Genomic DNA, 15284 nt, shown 5'->3' with positions numbered 1-15284 from the left:
CACGAAGTTTCTCTATCCCCGCTGATGGCCGACCTGGCTGCGTGACCACACCATGAATATCGAAAACGCGCGTTTCAACATGATCGAACAACAGATCCGGCCGTGGGACGTGCTGGATCTCGACGTCCTGGGCCTGCTGTCGATCGTCAAGCGTGAAAACTACGTGTCGCCCGAACATCGCGATCTCGCGTTCGCCGACCTCGAGCTGCCGCTGCCCGGCGGCCGCGGCAAGATGCTGTTCCCGCGCGTCGAAGCGCGCATGCTGCAGGAACTGGCGGTGAAGAAGCACGAGAACGTGCTCGTGATCGGCGCGGGCTCCGGCTACCTCGCCGCGCTGTTCGCGCATCGCACGCTGCACGTGACGGCCGTCGAGATCGATCCGGCCATCGCGAAGTTCGCGGCCGACAACCTGCGCAACGACGGCGTGACGAACGCGGAAGTCGTGCTCGGCGACGGTTCGCTCGGCTGGCCCGACAAGGCGCCGTACGACGTGATCTGCGTCGCGGGCGGCCTGCCGGTCGTGCCGCAGCAGATGCTCGAACAGCTGAAGATCGGCGGCCGCCTGTCGGCGTTCGTCGGCGGCCGTCCGGTGATGAAGGCGCAGATCATCACGCGCATCGACGACAAGCAGTACCGTGTCGCCGACGTGTTCGAGACCTACGTCGACCACCTCGTCAACGCGATCGAACCGTCGCGTTTCAAGTTCTGAGCGGCGGCCCCATGCAGATCCTGACTGCCGCGATGCTCGCGGAATGGCTTCGCGATCCGGCGCGTCCCGCGCCGGTCGTGCTCGACGTGCGCGAACCGTGGGAAATCTCGACCGCGCAGATCGCCGGCAGCGTGTCGATCCCGATGCAGCAAATCCCCGCGCGCAGCGAAGAGCTCGACGACGAAGCCGAAATCGTCTGCGTGTGCCATCACGGCATGCGCAGCGCGCAGGTCGCGATGTTCCTCGAATCGCGCGGCTTCACGAAGCTGTACAACCTGCAGGGCGGCATCGACGCGTGGTCGCGTGACGTCGATCCGTCCGTGCCGCGTTACTGAGTTACCGACCTACCCCGGCGGCGCATCGCGCGCCGCCACGTCGACCGGCCCATTGCCGCCGGTCGCACCGGTCCCCGCCGAACGGGCGCGCTTTGCGCGCCCGTTTGCGTTTCTGCTTCCATGTTTCCCCCTCCTTCCGTTGACGTCGGTGCGCCGGCGAGCGCGTCGTGCACCATTTGCGCCCGCGCGACTGCACCGCAACGGATCGCGCATGCTGCACGACGCGTCATGTGCACCGCGTGCGCCCCTCGAGCCACCGCGGTCAGGCACGCCCAGCGTGCATCCGCGCGACTGGCACATGCCTTGCGTTACTACGATGCCGGCGCCGCCACGGCGCACGCACATCCAACACGTCAAGGGGAACCCGATGAAACGTCGCAGTCTGCTGAAGTTCGGTTCGATGGCCGGTGCACTCGCGCTGGCGGGCAAGAGTCCGTTCGCGCAAGCGGCCGATGCGGGCACGGGCCCGATCAAGGTCGGCATCCTGCATTCGCTGTCGGGCACGATGGCGATCTCCGAAACGTCGCTGAAGGACACGGCGCTGATGACGATCGCCGACATCAACAAGAGCGGCGGCGTGATGGGCCGCAAGCTCGAGCCGGTGGTCGTCGATCCCGCCTCGAACTGGCCGCTGTTCGCGGAGAAGGCGCGCCAGCTGCTCACGCAGGACAAGGTCGCGTGCGTGTTCGGCTGCTGGACGTCGGTGTCGCGCAAGTCGGTGCTGCCGGTGTTCGAGGAACTGAATGGCCTGCTCTACTACCCGGTGCAGTACGAAGGCGAGGAAATGTCGCGCAACGTGTTCTATACGGGCGCCGCGCCGAACCAGCAGGCGATACCGGCCGTCGAGTATCTGATGGGCGCGGAAGGCGGCGGCGCGAAGCGTTTCTTCCTGCTCGGCACCGACTACGTGTATCCGCGCACGACCAACAAGATCCTGCGTGCGTTCCTGAAATCGAAGGGCGTGAAGGACGCCGATATTCAGGAGGTCTACACGCCGTTCGGCCACAGCGATTACCAGACGATCGTCGCGAACATCAAGACCTTCGCGCAGGGCGGCAAGACGACCGTGATCTCGACGATCAACGGCGATTCGAACGTGCCGTTCTACAAGGAACTCGGCAACCAGGGGATCAAGGCGACCGACGTGCCGGTGGTCGCGTTCTCGGTCGGCGAGGAAGAACTGCGCGGGATCGACACGAAGCCGCTCGTCGGCCATCTCGCCGCATGGAACTACTTCATGTCGGTGAAGAACCCGACGAACACGAAGTTCAAGGACCAGTTCGCCGCGTGGGTGAAGGCGAACAACCTGCCGGGCGGCGCGAAGCGCGTGACCAACGACCCGATGGAGGCGACCTACGTGGGCATCCACATGTGGAAGCAGGCCGTCGAGAAGGCGAAGAGCACCGACGTCGACAAGGTGCGCGTCGCGATGATCGGCCAGAGCGTCGTCGCGCCGTCGGGATTCACGCTGTCGATGGACGGCAACCACCACCTGCACAAGCCGGTGATGATCGGCGAGATTCGCGGCGACGGGCAATTCAACGTCGTGTGGAAGACGAAGACGGCCGTGCGCGCGCAGCCGTGGAGCCCGTTCATCGCGGGCAACCAGGGCAAGCCGGACGTCGTCAGCTCGATCCCGGCCTTCCTGCGGCGGCAGCGCGCGGCGCTCGCCTGATGCGATGCGGAGCGCCGCGCACCGGCGTGGCGCTCCGCTCGCAGGCTGCCGCGGGCATGCTGCCGCGCGTGCGGTGACGAACCGCACGCGCCCGCGCACCGCCGCACGCATTCGCTTTTCCACGCCCCACAGGATCTCCCGATGCCCACCCGCTTTCGCCGCGCCGCCGTCGCGGTCGTCGCCTGTGCCGCGCTGGCCTGCGCGCTGCCGCGCGCCGCGTTCGCCCTGACGGCCGCCGATACCGCCGCGCTCGCCGGCGACGACTTCGACGCGAAAACGACCGCGATCGAACGGATCGCCGCCGATGCCGATCCGCGCGCCGTCGCGCTGCTCAATGCGCTGTCGACCGGCGACGCGCTCGCGACCGGCGACGGCCGCCTGCTGATCCAGACCGGCGACACCGCGCACGATGCGCTGACGCAGGCCGCGACGCCGGCCGGCGACGCGCAGCCCGTGATGCTGAACAACCTGCTGCGCACGAAGATCGCCGCCGCGCTGTCGGGGCTCGCGCTCGCATCGCCCGACGTCGCCGCGCGTCGCGACGCGATCGACGCGCTGCTGAAGTCGCCCGACCCGGCACTCAAGCCGATGATCGAGCGCGCACGCGCGAAGGAAACCGACCCGGCATTGAAGCGCCGCCTCGACGCACTGTGGGCCATCGCCGCGCTGCACGATGCCGATCCGGCGAAGCGTCTCGACGCCGTGCAGGTGGTGGCCGCGCGCAGCGATCTCGACATGATCGAGCAGTTGCGCCCGCTCGTCGCGAAGAACGCCGACGGCAGCTACACCGAACCCGACGCGCGCGTACGCGCAGCCGCGCAGCAAGGGCTCGACACGTTGCACGCGCTGCAGCGCCGCGGCGAGATCGTGGGCACCGTGTTCGCGGGCCTGTCGCTCGGCAGCGTGCTGCTGCTCGCGGCGCTCGGCCTCGCGATCACGTACGGGCTGATCGGCGTGATCAACATGGCGCACGGCGAATTCCTGATGATCGGTGCGTACGCAACCTATGTCGTGCAGACACTGATCCAGCGCCATGCACCGGCCGCGTTCGACTGGTATCCGCTCGTCGCGGTGCCCGTGTCGTTCGCGGCCGCGGCGCTGGTCGGCATCGTGCTTGAACGTCTCGTGCTGCGGCACCTGTACGGCCGCCCGCTCGAGACGCTGCTCGCGACGTTCGGCGTGAGCCTGATCCTGATCCAGGCGACGCGCATGCTGTTCGGCGCGCAGAACGTGCAGGTCGTGAACCCGTCGTGGATGAGCGGCGGCGTGACCGTGATGCAGAACCTGATCCTGCCGTACAACCGGCTCGCGATCCTCGCATTCGCGCTCGCGGTCGTGTTCGTCGCGTGGGCGGTCCTGACGAAGACGCGGCTCGGCCTGTTCGTGCGCGCGGTCACGCAGAACCGCCGGATGGCCGCGTGCGTCGGCGTGAAGACCGCGCGCGTCGATGCGTATGCGTTCGCGTTCGGCGCGGGCATCGCGGGCCTCGGCGGCTGCGCGCTGTCGCAGATCGGCAACGTGGGCCCCGATCTCGGGCAGAACTACATCATCGATTCGTTCATGGCTGTGGTGCTCGGCGGCGTCGGCCAGATCGCCGGCACCGTGCTCGGCGGCTTCGGGCTCGGTCTCGTCAGCAAGGCGATCGAACCGTTCTGGGGCGCCGTGCTCGCGAAGATCGCGGTGCTCGTGATGATCGTGCTGTTCATCCAGAAACGTCCGCAGGGCATGTTCGCCCCGAAGGGCCGCAGCGCGGAGGCGTGACATGACTTCAATCACCGATTCGTTGTCGAACCCGGTCGCCGGCGCGCCAAAGCCCGCCGCCGCGCCCGCGAAGGAAGGCTTCGCGCTCGGCCTGCCGCCGCGCCCCGCGCTGCTGTCGCGCCGCGCGTGGCTCGCGCTCGTCGCGCTGTGCATCGCGATCGGCGTCGGCGTGCCGCTGGCCGCGCTGGTCGCGCCCGAGTCGAGCGCGTTCCATCTGTCCGCGTATGCGATGACGCTGGGCGGCAAGCTGATGTGCTACGCGATCGCCGCGCTCGCGCTCGATCTCGTGTGGGGCTACTGCGGCATCCTCAGTCTCGGCCACGGGCTGTTCTTCGCGCTCGGCGGCTATGCGATCGGCATGTACCTGATGCGCGAGATCGGCCGCGACGGCAAGTACGGCAGCGACCTGCCCGACTTCATGGTGTTCCTCGACTGGCATCAGCTGCCCTGGTACTGGAGCGGCACGCAGCATCTCGCGTGGGCGCTCGCGCTGGTCGTGCTCGTGCCGGCCGTGCTCGCGTGGGTGTTCGGCTTCTTCACGTTCCGCTCGCGCGTGAAGGGCGTGTACCTGTCGATCATCACGCAGGCGCTGACGTTCGCCGCGATGCTGCTGTTTTTTCGCAACGAGACGGGCTTCGGCGGCAACAACGGCTTCACCGACTTCAAGCGCATCGCCGGGTTTGCGATCACGTCGCCCGGCACGCGCACGGTGCTGTTGCTGCTGACCTTCGCGACGCTCGTGCTCGCGTTCATCGCCGCGCGCGCGATCGTCACGAGCAAGCTCGGGCGCGTGGTCACCGCGGTGCGCGACGGCGAGACGCGGCTGATGTTCCTCGGCTACAGCCCGCTCGCGTACAAGCTGTTCGTGTGGACGCTGTCGGCCGTGCTGTGCGGCATAGCGGGCGCGCTGTACGTGCCGCAGGTCGGCATCATCAATCCCGGCGAGATGTCGCCCGGCAACTCGATCGAAATGGCGATCTGGGTCGCAGTGGGCGGGCGTGGCACGCTGATCGGGCCGATCGTCGGCGCGTTCGCGGTGAACGGCGCGAAGAGTTTCTTCACCGCGTACTTCGCCGAATACTGGCTGTTCTTTCTCGGCCTGATCTTCGTGCTGGTGCCGCTGTTGCTGCCGCGCGGGATCATGGGCCTCGTCGATACGCTGCTTGCGAAGGGGAAACGCGGATGAACGGCACGGCCCTCTACCAGTTCACGCCACCGGCCGAAGACGAGCTGCTGACCGTCAGCGGCACCGCATCGATGGGCCGCGTGGTGCCGCCCGGCATCGACACGTCGCACGGCACGATCCTCTATCTCGAGGACATCGAAGTCAGCTTCGACGGCTTTCGCGCGCTGAACAAGCTGTCGCTCGCGATCGACGCCGGTGAGCTGCGCTGCGTGATCGGCCCGAACGGCGCGGGCAAGACCACGATGATGGACGTGATCACCGGCAAGACGCGCGCGGATGCGGGCAAGGTGTTTCTCGGCCAGACGATCGATCTCGCCCGGATGAACGAGCCGGAAATCGCGCGCGCGGGCATCGGCCGCAAGTTCCAGAAGCCGACCGTGTTCGAACAGCATCCGGTGTGGGAAAACCTCGAGCTCGCGATGCAGACCGACAAGGGCTGGCTCGCGTCGCTGCGCGCGCGGCTCGACCGCACCGCGCAGGCGAAGATCGAGGAAACGCTCGCACTGATCGGCCTGGAAAGCGATGCGTATCGCGCGGCCGGCGAGCTGTCGCACGGGCAGAAGCAGCGGCTCGAGATCGGCATGCTGCTGATGCAGCGCCCCGCCCTCCTGCTGCTCGACGAACCGGCGGCCGGGATGACCGATCACGAGACGATGGAACTCGCCGCGCTGCTGAACACGCTGCGCGGCACCTGCTCGATGATGGTCGTCGAGCATGACATGGACTTCGTCGCGGCGCTCGCGGGCGACACGGGCCGCGTGACGGTGATGGCCAATGGCGCGGTGCTCGCGCACGGCACGCTCGACCAGGTCAAGCGCGACGACGCGGTGATCGAGTCCTACCTCGGAAGATGATGCGATGCTGAAGATCGACGCACTGAACCAGTACTACGGCGGCAGTCATATCCTGCGCAACGTGAACCTCGCCGCCGAAGACGGCAAGCTCACCGTGCTGCTCGGCCGCAACGGCGTCGGCAAGAGCACGCTGCTGCGCTGCCTGATGGGCGTCGTCGCCGCGAAAAGCGGCAGCGTGTCGTGGCGCGGCACGCCGCTCGGCGCGTTGCCGCCGTATGCACGTGTCGCGGCCGGGCTTGCGTACGTGCCGCAGGGCCGCGACATCTTTCCGCGGCTGACCGTCGAGGAAAACCTGCTCGTCGGCGCGGCAAGCCGCAAGGCGCGCTCGTCGGTGCCCGAGCGCATCTACGAGCTGTTCCCGGTGCTGAAGGACATGCGCGCACGGCGCGGCGGCGACCTGTCGGGCGGCCAGCAGCAGCAGCTCGCGATCGGCCGCGCGCTGATGAGCGAGCCGCAGTTGCTGATCCTCGACGAGCCGACCGAGGGCATCCAGCCGTCGATCATCCAGGACATCGGGCGCACGCTGCGCCAGCTCGTCGACGAATCGAAGATGACCGTGCTGCTCGTCGAGCAGTACTACGACTTCGCGCGCTCGATCGCGGACCACTACTGGGTGATGAGCCGCGGCGAGGTCGTCGCGGGCGGCGATGCGCGGGACATGGAGGCGAACGGCGTGCGCGAGCTGATCGCGGTGTAGCAGGCACGGGCGCCGGAGGGGCATCGCTTCCGGTTACCGCTCCGACGCATCGTCCGACGCATCGTCCGACGCATCGATCCGGTGCTTCGAGCTGGCGCGTCGCCGGGCAACGCATGCCGGGCCCACGCTCGCAAAACGGCACGGTTTGCGAGCGACGTTGCGTGAGCCTGCAACGCGACCGCCGAAGCGTATATTGTTGCGGTAGCATCCTCGTTCACCGCGCCCGTCCCCTGCTTTGCACCGATGTCCGCCCCTGATTCTCACGCCTCGCTGTCCCGCCCCTCCGTCGCCAAATCGTGGCGCGGTCGCCTCGAACTCGGCTTCGAACGGCACGGCGCGCGCACGACGCTCGTGCACCGGCTGCACGACGGCCCGCTGCGCGTGCAGCGGCCGCTGTATCCGGAAGGCGACGCGATCTGCCACGCGGTCATCGTTCACCCGCCGGGCGGCGTCGCGGGCGGCGACCAGCTCGACATCGGCATCGCGCTCGGCAACGGCACGCATGCGGTGCTGACGACGCCCGGCGCGACCAAGTGGTACAAGTCGAACAGTCTCGACGCGACGCAACGCATCGGCATCACGGTCGGCGCGCACGCGAAGCTCGACTGGCTGCCGCAGAACAACCTGTTCTTCGACGCGGCCCACGCCGCGCTCGACTTCACGGTGACGCTCGGCGCGGGCGCGAGCGCGATCGGCTGGGACGCGACGCTACTCGGCAGGCAGGCGGCTGGCGAAACGTGGTCGGCCGGCCGCATCGCGTCGCGCTCGGCACTCGTCGATGCCGACGGACGGCCGCTGTGGACCGAGCGCGCGCTGCTCGACGCGCACGATCCGCTGCGCGGCGCGTTGCAGGGTCTCGCCGGCTTTCCGGTGTACGGCACGCTGTGGGCCGCCGGCGCCGCGTGCGATGCGGCACTGGCCGAAGCGCTCGCCGCGCGGATGCCGTTCGACGATACGCTGCGCACGGGCGCGACTTGCGTGACGCCCGGCGTCGTGCTGGTGCGCGCGCTGTCGACCTCGATGGAAGCGCTTCAGCGTCATTTCGCCGACTGCTGGCTTTACCTGCGACCGATCGTGCACGGTGTCGACGCGCGGCCGCTGCGCCTCTGGCAAACCTGAACGCGCGCCCGGCGCGCACCGTTTCGGCGCAGCGCCGTCGCCCGCGCTGCCCGCCATTCATGCATCGCGCACCACGAACGCGCATCGCCGCACGTTTTATCGGCATGGCACGCACCTTGCTGCTTACATAACGGATACACGACGCACGGAAAAAACGCGCGGTGCTACGATGGCCCGCGCCTGTGCCGGAACCCCGCGCCCCGATAAAAAATTACGTTTTCCTGAACGATTGCCTTCATGAAACTGACTCCCCGAGAAAAGGACAAGCTGCTGATCTTCACGGCGGCGCTGCTGGCCGAGCGCCGTCGCGCGCGCGGTCTGAAGCTCAACTATCCGGAGGCGGTCGCATTCATCACCGCCGCGCTGATGGAAGCCGCGCGCGACGGCAAGACCGTCGCCGAGGTGATGCACTACGGCACGACGCTGCTCACGCGCGACGACGTGATGGATGGCGTGCCGGAGATGATCCCCGACATCCAGGTCGAGGCGACCTTTCCGGACGGCACCAAGCTCGTCACCGTCCACCACCCGATTCCGTGAGCGAGGCCCCCCGCATGATCCCCGGCGAAATCCTCACCGACGACGGCGAGCACGAACTGAACGCAGGCCGCCCGACGCTGACGGTCGTCGTCGCGAACACCGGCGACCGGCCGGTGCAGGTCGGCTCGCACTACCACTTCTTCGAAGCCAACGACGCGTTGTCGTTCGACCGCGCGGCCGCGCGCGGCTTCCGGCTCAACATCGCGGCCGGCACCGCCGTGCGCTTCGAGCCGGGCCAGACGCGCACCGTCGAGCTCGTCGAGCTGGCCGGCGACCGCGCCGTCTACGGTTTTCAGGGCAAGGTGATGGGGCCGCTGTAAGCCGCGCCCCCACTCTTCAGGAACAGCACCATGACATTACGCTTGAGCCGCCGCGCGTACGCGGAAATGTTCGGGCCGACGACGGGCGACCGCGTGCGGCTCGCCGACACCGAACTCTTGATCGAGATCGAACGCGACTACACGATCTACGGCGAGGAAGTGAAATTCGGCGGCGGGAAGGTGATCCGCGACGGGATGGGCCAGTCGCAGCGCGTGGCCGCCGACGTGCCCGACACGATCATCACGAACGCGGTGATCCTCGATCACTGGGGCATCGTGAAGGCCGACATCGCGATCAAGCACGGCCGCATCGCCGCGATCGGCAAGGCCGGCAACCCGGACATCCAGCCCGGCGTGACGATCGCGATCGGCGCCGCGACCGAAGTGATCGCCGGCGAAGGGTTGATCGTCACCGCGGGCGGCATCGACACGCACATCCATTTCATCAGCCCGCAGCAGATCGACGAGGCACTCGCGTCGGGCGTCACGACGATGCTCGGCGGCGGCACGGGGCCGGCCACCGGCACCAACGCGACGACCTGCACGCCGGGCCCGTGGCACATGGAGCGGATGCTGCAGGCGGCCGACGGCTGGCCGATCAACCTCGGCTTTCTCGGCAAGGGCAACGCGAGCCTGCCGCAGCCGCTCGTCGAGCAGATCGCGGCCGGCGCGATCGGCCTGAAGCTGCATGAAGACTGGGGCACGACGCCCGCCGCGATCGACAACTGCCTGTCGGTGGCCGACGACACCGACACGCAGGTCGCGATCCACACCGACACGCTGAACGAAGCCGGCTTCGTCGAATCGACGGTCGCCGCGTTCAAGGGCCGCACGATCCACACGTACCACACCGAAGGCGCGGGCGGTGGCCATGCGCCCGACATCCTGAAGGTGTGCGGCGAGGCGAACGTGCTGCCGTCGTCGACCAACCCGACGCGTCCGTATACGATCAACACGCTCGACGAGCATCTCGACATGCTGATGGTGTGCCATCACCTCGATCCGTCGATCGCCGAGGATCTCGCGTTCGCCGAATCGCGGATCCGCCGCGAGACGATCGCGGCCGAGGACATCCTGCACGATCTCGGCGCACTGTCGATGCTGTCGTCCGACTCGCAGGCGATGGGCCGCGTCGGCGAAGTGATCATCCGCACCTGGCAGACCGCGCACAAGATGAAGGTGCAGCGCGGCGCGCTGCCGGAAGACGGCGCCCGCAACGACAACTTCCGCGCGAAACGCTACGTCGCGAAGTACACGATCAACCCGGCGATCACGCACGGGATCGCGCACGAAGTCGGGTCGATCGAACCCGGCAAGTGGGCCGACCTCGTGCTGTGGGAACCGGCGTTCTTCGGGATCAAGCCGTCGATGATCCTGAAGGGCGGGATGATCGCGGTCGCGCAGATGGGCGACCCGAACGCGTCGATCCCGACGCCGCAGCCGGTCCACTACCGCGAGATGTTCGCGACACGCGGCGGCGCGCTGGCGCGCACGTCGCTGACCTTCGTGTCGCAGATGGCGGCCGACGCGGGCATCGCCGAACGCTACGGGCTCGCGAAGCGCATCGTGCCGGTGCGCAACTGCCGCAACGTGACGAAGGCCGACATGATCCACAACGCATGGCGCCCGTCGATCAGCGTCGACCCCGAAACCTACGACGTGATCGCCGACGGCCAGTTGCTCACCTGCGAGCCGGCGTCGGTGCTGCCGATGGCGCAGCGCTATTTCCTGTTCTGATTTCCGGTTTTCGTTCCATGCGCACCCTCGACAAACGCATTGCCCCGAACGTGAAACTCGCCGCGTCGCTCGTCGCGCGCGCGCCGACGCTCACGCTCGCCTATGACGCCCGCTGCAAGAGCCGCCTCGCGGCCACGCTCGATACCGGCGAGGACGTCGCGGTCCTGCTGCCGCGCGGCACCGTGCTGCGCGACGGCGACGTGCTCGTCGCCGACGACGGCGCGCTCGTGCGCATCGCCGCGGCGCCCGAGACCGTGCTGCTCGTGCGCGCGGGCGATCCGCTCACGCTGATGCGCGCCGCGTATCACCTCGGCAACCGTCACACGCCGGTCGAGATCGGCGACGGCTACCTGAAGCTCGAAGCCGATCCGGTGCTCGCGGACATGCTGCGCCGGCTCGGCACGCAGGTCGAACCCACGAGCGCGCCGTTCCAGCCGGAAGCCGGTGCGTACGGCGGTGGCCACAAGCACGGACATGACGCGACGTTCGCCGAGGATTACGCGCTCGCGCAGCAGGTATTCGGCGAGCACCACGGCCACTCGCACGATCACGATCACGATCACCAGCATGGTCCGGGCTGCACGCACGGCCACCACGGCCATGACCACCACTGAGCTCGTCGCGCTGCTGCATCTCGCGTCGCCCGCGCTGCCGATCGGCGCGTTCAGCTATTCGCAGGGATTCGAAGCCGCGCTCGACGCGAACCTGATCCGCGACGCCGACACCGCGCGCGACTGGATCGCGAGCGGGCTGACCGACGTGCTCGCGCACGGCGAACTGCCGTTCCTCGCGCACCAGCTCGCACGCTGGCACGCGCACGACGCCGATGCGCTCGCGCGCGAGAACGCATGGTTCGTCGCGAGCCGCGAATCGGCGGAGCTGCGCCGCGAAACCGAGCAGATGGGCTGGTCGCTCGCGCAGCTCTGCACGTCGCTCGAATGGGGCGATGCCGCGCGCCGCGCGACGCTCGCGACGATTTCGCCGATCGCGCTGCCGACCGCGTTCGCCTACGCGGCGGCCGCGCACGACGCGAGCGCCGATGCCGTGCTCGCCGCGTACGCGTTCGGCTGGGTCGAGAACCAGACGTCGGCCGCGCTGAAAGCGGTGCCGCTCGGCCAGCTTGCCGGGCAACGCATCATCGTCGCGCTGCGCGGCGCGATCGACGCGGCCGTGCGCCGCGCGCTCGCCACGCCGCCCGACGCCGTCAACACGTTCGCGCCGCAGCTCGGCATCCTGTCCGCGCGGCACGAAACCCAGTATTCGCGGTTGTTCCGCTCCTGAACCCGATCCACGCCATGAACGCACCCGCTCTCTCCCCCGCCCGCCGCACCAAGAAACTGCCGCCGCTGCGCGTCGGCATCGGCGGCCCGGTCGGCTCCGGTAAGACCACGCTGCTCGAAATGCTGTGCAAGGCGATGCGCGAGCGCTACGACCTCGTCGCGATCACGAACGACATCTATACGAAGGAAGACCAGCGCCTGCTGACCGTCGCGGGCGCGCTGCCCGAGGAGCGCATCATGGGCGTCGAGACGGGCGGCTGCCCGCACACGGCAATCCGCGAGGACGCGTCGATCAATCTCGAGGCCGTCGACCGGATGCTGTCGCGCTTTCCCGATGCCGACATCGTGTTCATCGAATCGGGCGGCGACAATCTCGCGGCGACGTTCAGCCCCGAGCTGTCGGACCTGACGATCTACGTGATCGACGTCGCCGGCGGCGAGAAGATTCCGCGCAAGGGCGGCCCCGGGATCACGAAGTCCGACCTGCTCGTGATCAACAAGACCGATCTCGCGCCGCTCGTCGGCGCGAACCTCGACGTGATGGCGTCCGACACCAAGAAGATGCGCGGCGAGCGGCCTTACGTGATGACGAACCTGAAGGCGCTCGACGGCGTCGCGGACGTGGTCGCGTTCATCGAGAAGAAAGGATTGCTGACGGTGTGAGCGGCGGCGCGGCGGCCCGCTGCCGCCTCGCCTGCCCAAGGGCGGCTTCGCGCCGCCCGCTCAGTCGTCGGATGGTTCCGACGCGTCGGTTGCGCCACGCATCGCGCCGCTGCCGCGCTCGACCGGCGGCAGCAACGCCGCGAGCACGTCGACCGAGCGCGCGGTCGCGCCGCGATGGCGCGCCGCGAACGCGGCCCCCGCCGCGCCCATCGCGATGCGCCGCGCGTTGTCGGCGAACAGCGCGTCGAGCACGTGCGCGAGATCGAGCGGATCCGCGACCTGCATCGCCGCGCCGGCCGCGACCGCATCGGCGGTCGCCTGCGTGAAGTTGAACACGTGCGGGCCGATCAGCACCGGCACGCCGACCGCGCATGCCTCGATCAGGTTCTGCCCGCCGAGCGGCAGCAGGCTGCCGCCGATGAACGCGACGTCGGCGGCCGCGTAGTACGCGCCGAGCTCACCCATCGAATCGCCGAGCAACACCGTCACGTCGGCCGGCAACGGTTCCGCCGCAGCGGGCCGGCCGGCCGCGAGGGCCGCCGCGTCCGCACCCCACACCGAACGCCGCACGCACTTGAGCCCGTTGCGCTCGACGAGCGCCTCGACTTCGCCGAAACGCTGCGGATGGCGCGGCACGAGGATCAGCAGCGCGCCCGGCGTGCGCATCGCGGCGAACGCCTGCAGCACCAGCGCCTCCTCGTTCTCGCGCGTGCTGGCGGCGACCCACACGGGCCGCGTGCCGATCGCGTCGCGCCATGCATGGCCGCGCGCGGCCAGCTCCGGCGGCGTCGTCATGTCGAATTTCAGGTTGCCCAGCACCGTCACGTTGCGCGCGCCGAGCGACGTCAGCCGCTCCGCATCGGCCGGGCTCTGCGCGAGCACGCGCGAGAAACCGCCGAACACGTCGCGCGTGGCCGCGCCGAACTTCGCCGCGCGCCGATGCGAGCGCGCGGACATCCGCGCGTTGGTCAGCACGAGCGGCACGTCCGCGCGGCGGCACTCGTCGATCAGCGTCGGCCACACCTCGGTTTCCATCACGAGGCCGAGCGTCGGCCGCCACGCGCGCAGGAAGCGCCGCACCGCGCCCGGCATGTCGTACGGCAGGTAGCAGCGCAGCACGCGGTCGCCGAAGATCTGCTCGCCGGTCGCGCGGCCGCTCGGCGTCATGTGCGTGAGCAGGATGCGCGCGTCGGGACGCGTACGTATCAGCGCGTCGATCAGCGGCTGCGCGGCGCGCGTCTCGCCGACCGACACCGCATGCACCCAGATCAGCGGCGCGCGATCGTCCGGCGAACGGCCCGCGACCTGGCCGAAGCGCTCGGCGATGTGCTCGCGGTAGCCGCGCTCCTTGCGCGAGCGCACCAGGAGCCGGATCACGGCGATCGGCGCGACGAGCCACCACAGCGCGCGATAGATCGCCCTCAGCATGCGCGGGCTCCGTCACCGCGAAGGATGCGGGGCGCGCTCAAACCAGCGCCCGGCCGGTCAGGCGCTCGAGAATCCCCAGCGGCGCGCATTCGCGCCGCACCATCGCGTCGACCGGCAGGAAGAAGGTCTGCTCGAGCATGAACTGGCCGGACATCACAGCGTGCGAAGTCTGATCCGAGAAACATATCCACACGCTGCCGGGCGGAAACGGCATCGTCTGCTGCGGACAGGTCTTCTGGTAATCGAGATCGGCCTTCATCCCGTCGTGCAGGTTCAGCATCAGGTGGTCGTACGCGCTGCGCGGCGACTTCGTCACGTGCAGCAGGTTCAGCAGCCACGCCGAGCCCGGCAACTGCGGCCGGATCTTCGGCAGGAAGCGCTTCGCGACGTCCTCGAACGGCTCGCCGACGCGCCACACGCGCGGCTGGCCGGCCGGGTTCACGTTGGTGAACACGCGCAGGATCCGCTCGCCGTAGTTCGGCCGAGACGGGAACGCGTCGACGTGCAGCCGGCTGTCGTCCTTGCGCCAGGACGTCTGGCGCGTCTCGACCTGCATCAAGCGCAGGCTCGTCGGCGCGACGCGCAGCTTGCCGCGGTATTCGGGAAAGAGGCCATCGACGAGCGTGCCGGCCTGCTGCTGGAAGCGCGCGACGAGCGCGCGCACGGCCGACTGCGTGACGCTGTCGCCGAGCACGCCGGCGAGCACGCCGCCGTTCGGCGCGAGGCTAATGTTCTTGCGTTTCGGATCGGCGAGCGACGGATCGAGCAGCGCTTCCTCGCCGCCTTCGATCGCGAAGCGCAGGTGCGGGAAATACAGTACCTTGCCCTCCTCGACCGCGGCCAGCAGCTGCTCGCGCGGCGCCGACAGGTTGTGTCCGCTCCAGTCGGCGGACGGGACTTCGATGATCTGGGATTCGCTCATGATCGGTTCGCGTGCGTGACGGGCAGGAGGGGCAGGAGAGACAGGACAGGCGTGACGT

The 15284-nt window shown here is 68.8% G+C and carries 16 protein-coding genes; 14 read left to right on the top strand and 2 right to left on the bottom strand.

The features are described 5' to 3' along the window. Positions 1–52 precede the first annotated feature (52 nt). From ACP26O_RS04225 to ureG, 14 genes are all read left to right on the top strand, one after another. Complete coding sequence (locus ACP26O_RS04225; protein ID WP_011656163.1) at positions 53–709, top strand: protein-L-isoaspartate O-methyltransferase family protein; 657 nt, start codon at positions 53–55, stop codon at positions 707–709. 11 nt (positions 710–720) lie between these two features. Continuing rightward, positions 721–1044 carry a rhodanese-like domain-containing protein gene (locus ACP26O_RS04220; RefSeq protein ID WP_006752102.1) on the top strand — a complete coding sequence of 108 codons (324 nt, stop codon included), beginning with the start codon at positions 721–723 and terminating at the stop codon, positions 1042–1044. Between the two features lie 367 nt (positions 1045–1411). Then, on the top strand, positions 1412–2719 hold the full coding sequence (gene urtA, locus ACP26O_RS04215; RefSeq protein WP_105831568.1) for an urea ABC transporter substrate-binding protein: 1308 nt from the start codon (positions 1412–1414) through the stop codon (positions 2717–2719). Positions 2720–2860: 141 nt separating this feature from the next. Beyond that, positions 2861–4480: an urea ABC transporter permease subunit UrtB gene (gene urtB, locus ACP26O_RS04210; RefSeq protein ID WP_165751007.1), complete on the top strand. Its 1620-nt coding sequence runs from the start codon at positions 2861–2863 to the stop codon at positions 4478–4480. Between the two features lies 1 nt (position 4481). Continuing rightward, entirely contained in the window at positions 4482–5666 is a 1185-nt protein-coding gene (gene urtC, locus ACP26O_RS04205) for an urea ABC transporter permease subunit UrtC (RefSeq protein ID WP_175664121.1), read from the top strand. Continuing rightward, positions 5663–6520 (top strand): urea ABC transporter ATP-binding protein UrtD, encoded by an 858-nt coding sequence (gene urtD, locus ACP26O_RS04200; RefSeq protein WP_006752106.1) that lies wholly within the window; start codon positions 5663–5665, stop codon positions 6518–6520. The genes urtC and urtD overlap by 4 nt, the downstream gene beginning before the upstream one ends. 4 nt (positions 6521–6524) lie before the next feature. After that, positions 6525–7217, top strand: a complete 693-nt coding sequence (gene urtE, locus ACP26O_RS04195; protein WP_012363253.1) for an urea ABC transporter ATP-binding subunit UrtE — start codon at positions 6525–6527, stop codon at positions 7215–7217. Positions 7218–7460: 243 nt separating this feature from the next. Further along, positions 7461–8336 (top strand): urease accessory protein UreD, encoded by an 876-nt coding sequence (locus ACP26O_RS04190; RefSeq protein WP_175664122.1) that lies wholly within the window; start codon positions 7461–7463, stop codon positions 8334–8336. A gap of 237 nt (positions 8337–8573) precedes the next feature. Beyond that, positions 8574–8876, top strand: a complete 303-nt coding sequence (gene ureA / locus ACP26O_RS04185) for an urease subunit gamma (protein ID WP_006406310.1) — start codon at positions 8574–8576, stop codon at positions 8874–8876. A 14-nt stretch (positions 8877–8890) separates the two neighbouring features. Continuing rightward, positions 8891–9196 carry an urease subunit beta gene (locus ACP26O_RS04180; RefSeq protein WP_006752109.1) on the top strand — a complete coding sequence of 102 codons (306 nt, stop codon included), beginning with the start codon at positions 8891–8893 and terminating at the stop codon, positions 9194–9196. 30 nt (positions 9197–9226) lie between these two features. Beyond that, entirely contained in the window at positions 9227–10933 is a 1707-nt protein-coding gene (ureC, locus tag ACP26O_RS04175; protein WP_011656157.1) for an urease subunit alpha, read from the top strand. 17 nt (positions 10934–10950) lie between these two features. After that, positions 10951–11547, top strand: a complete 597-nt coding sequence (ureE, locus tag ACP26O_RS04170; protein WP_426356294.1) for an urease accessory protein UreE — start codon at positions 10951–10953, stop codon at positions 11545–11547. Then, on the top strand, positions 11534–12214 hold the full coding sequence (locus tag ACP26O_RS04165; RefSeq protein WP_126227285.1) for an urease accessory protein UreF: 681 nt from the start codon (positions 11534–11536) through the stop codon (positions 12212–12214). The genes ureE and ACP26O_RS04165 overlap by 14 nt, the downstream gene beginning before the upstream one ends. 14 nt (positions 12215–12228) lie before the next feature. After that, entirely contained in the window at positions 12229–12876 is a 648-nt protein-coding gene (ureG, locus tag ACP26O_RS04160) for an urease accessory protein UreG (RefSeq protein WP_011656154.1), read from the top strand. Between the two features lie 60 nt (positions 12877–12936). Here the strand turns inward: ureG and waaA are convergent, their stop codons facing one another. Together waaA and ACP26O_RS04150 are read right to left on the bottom strand one after the other, a co-directional pair. After that, positions 12937–14304 carry a lipid IV(A) 3-deoxy-D-manno-octulosonic acid transferase gene (gene waaA, locus ACP26O_RS04155; RefSeq protein ID WP_175664124.1) on the bottom strand — a complete coding sequence of 456 codons (1368 nt, stop codon included), beginning with the start codon at positions 14302–14304 and terminating at the stop codon, positions 12937–12939. Positions 14305–14341: 37 nt separating this feature from the next. After that, entirely contained in the window at positions 14342–15226 is an 885-nt protein-coding gene (locus ACP26O_RS04150) for a Kdo hydroxylase family protein (protein ID WP_011656152.1), read from the bottom strand. Positions 15227–15284 lie beyond the last annotated feature (58 nt).

It is taken from the genome of Burkholderia sp. R-40 (genome assembly GCF_049942845.1).
GTDB lineage: Bacteria > Pseudomonadota > Gammaproteobacteria > Burkholderiales > Burkholderiaceae > Burkholderia > Burkholderia ambifaria.
Note: the sequence above shows the minus strand (reverse complement) of the source record. Positions and strands in the feature narration are given on the sequence as shown.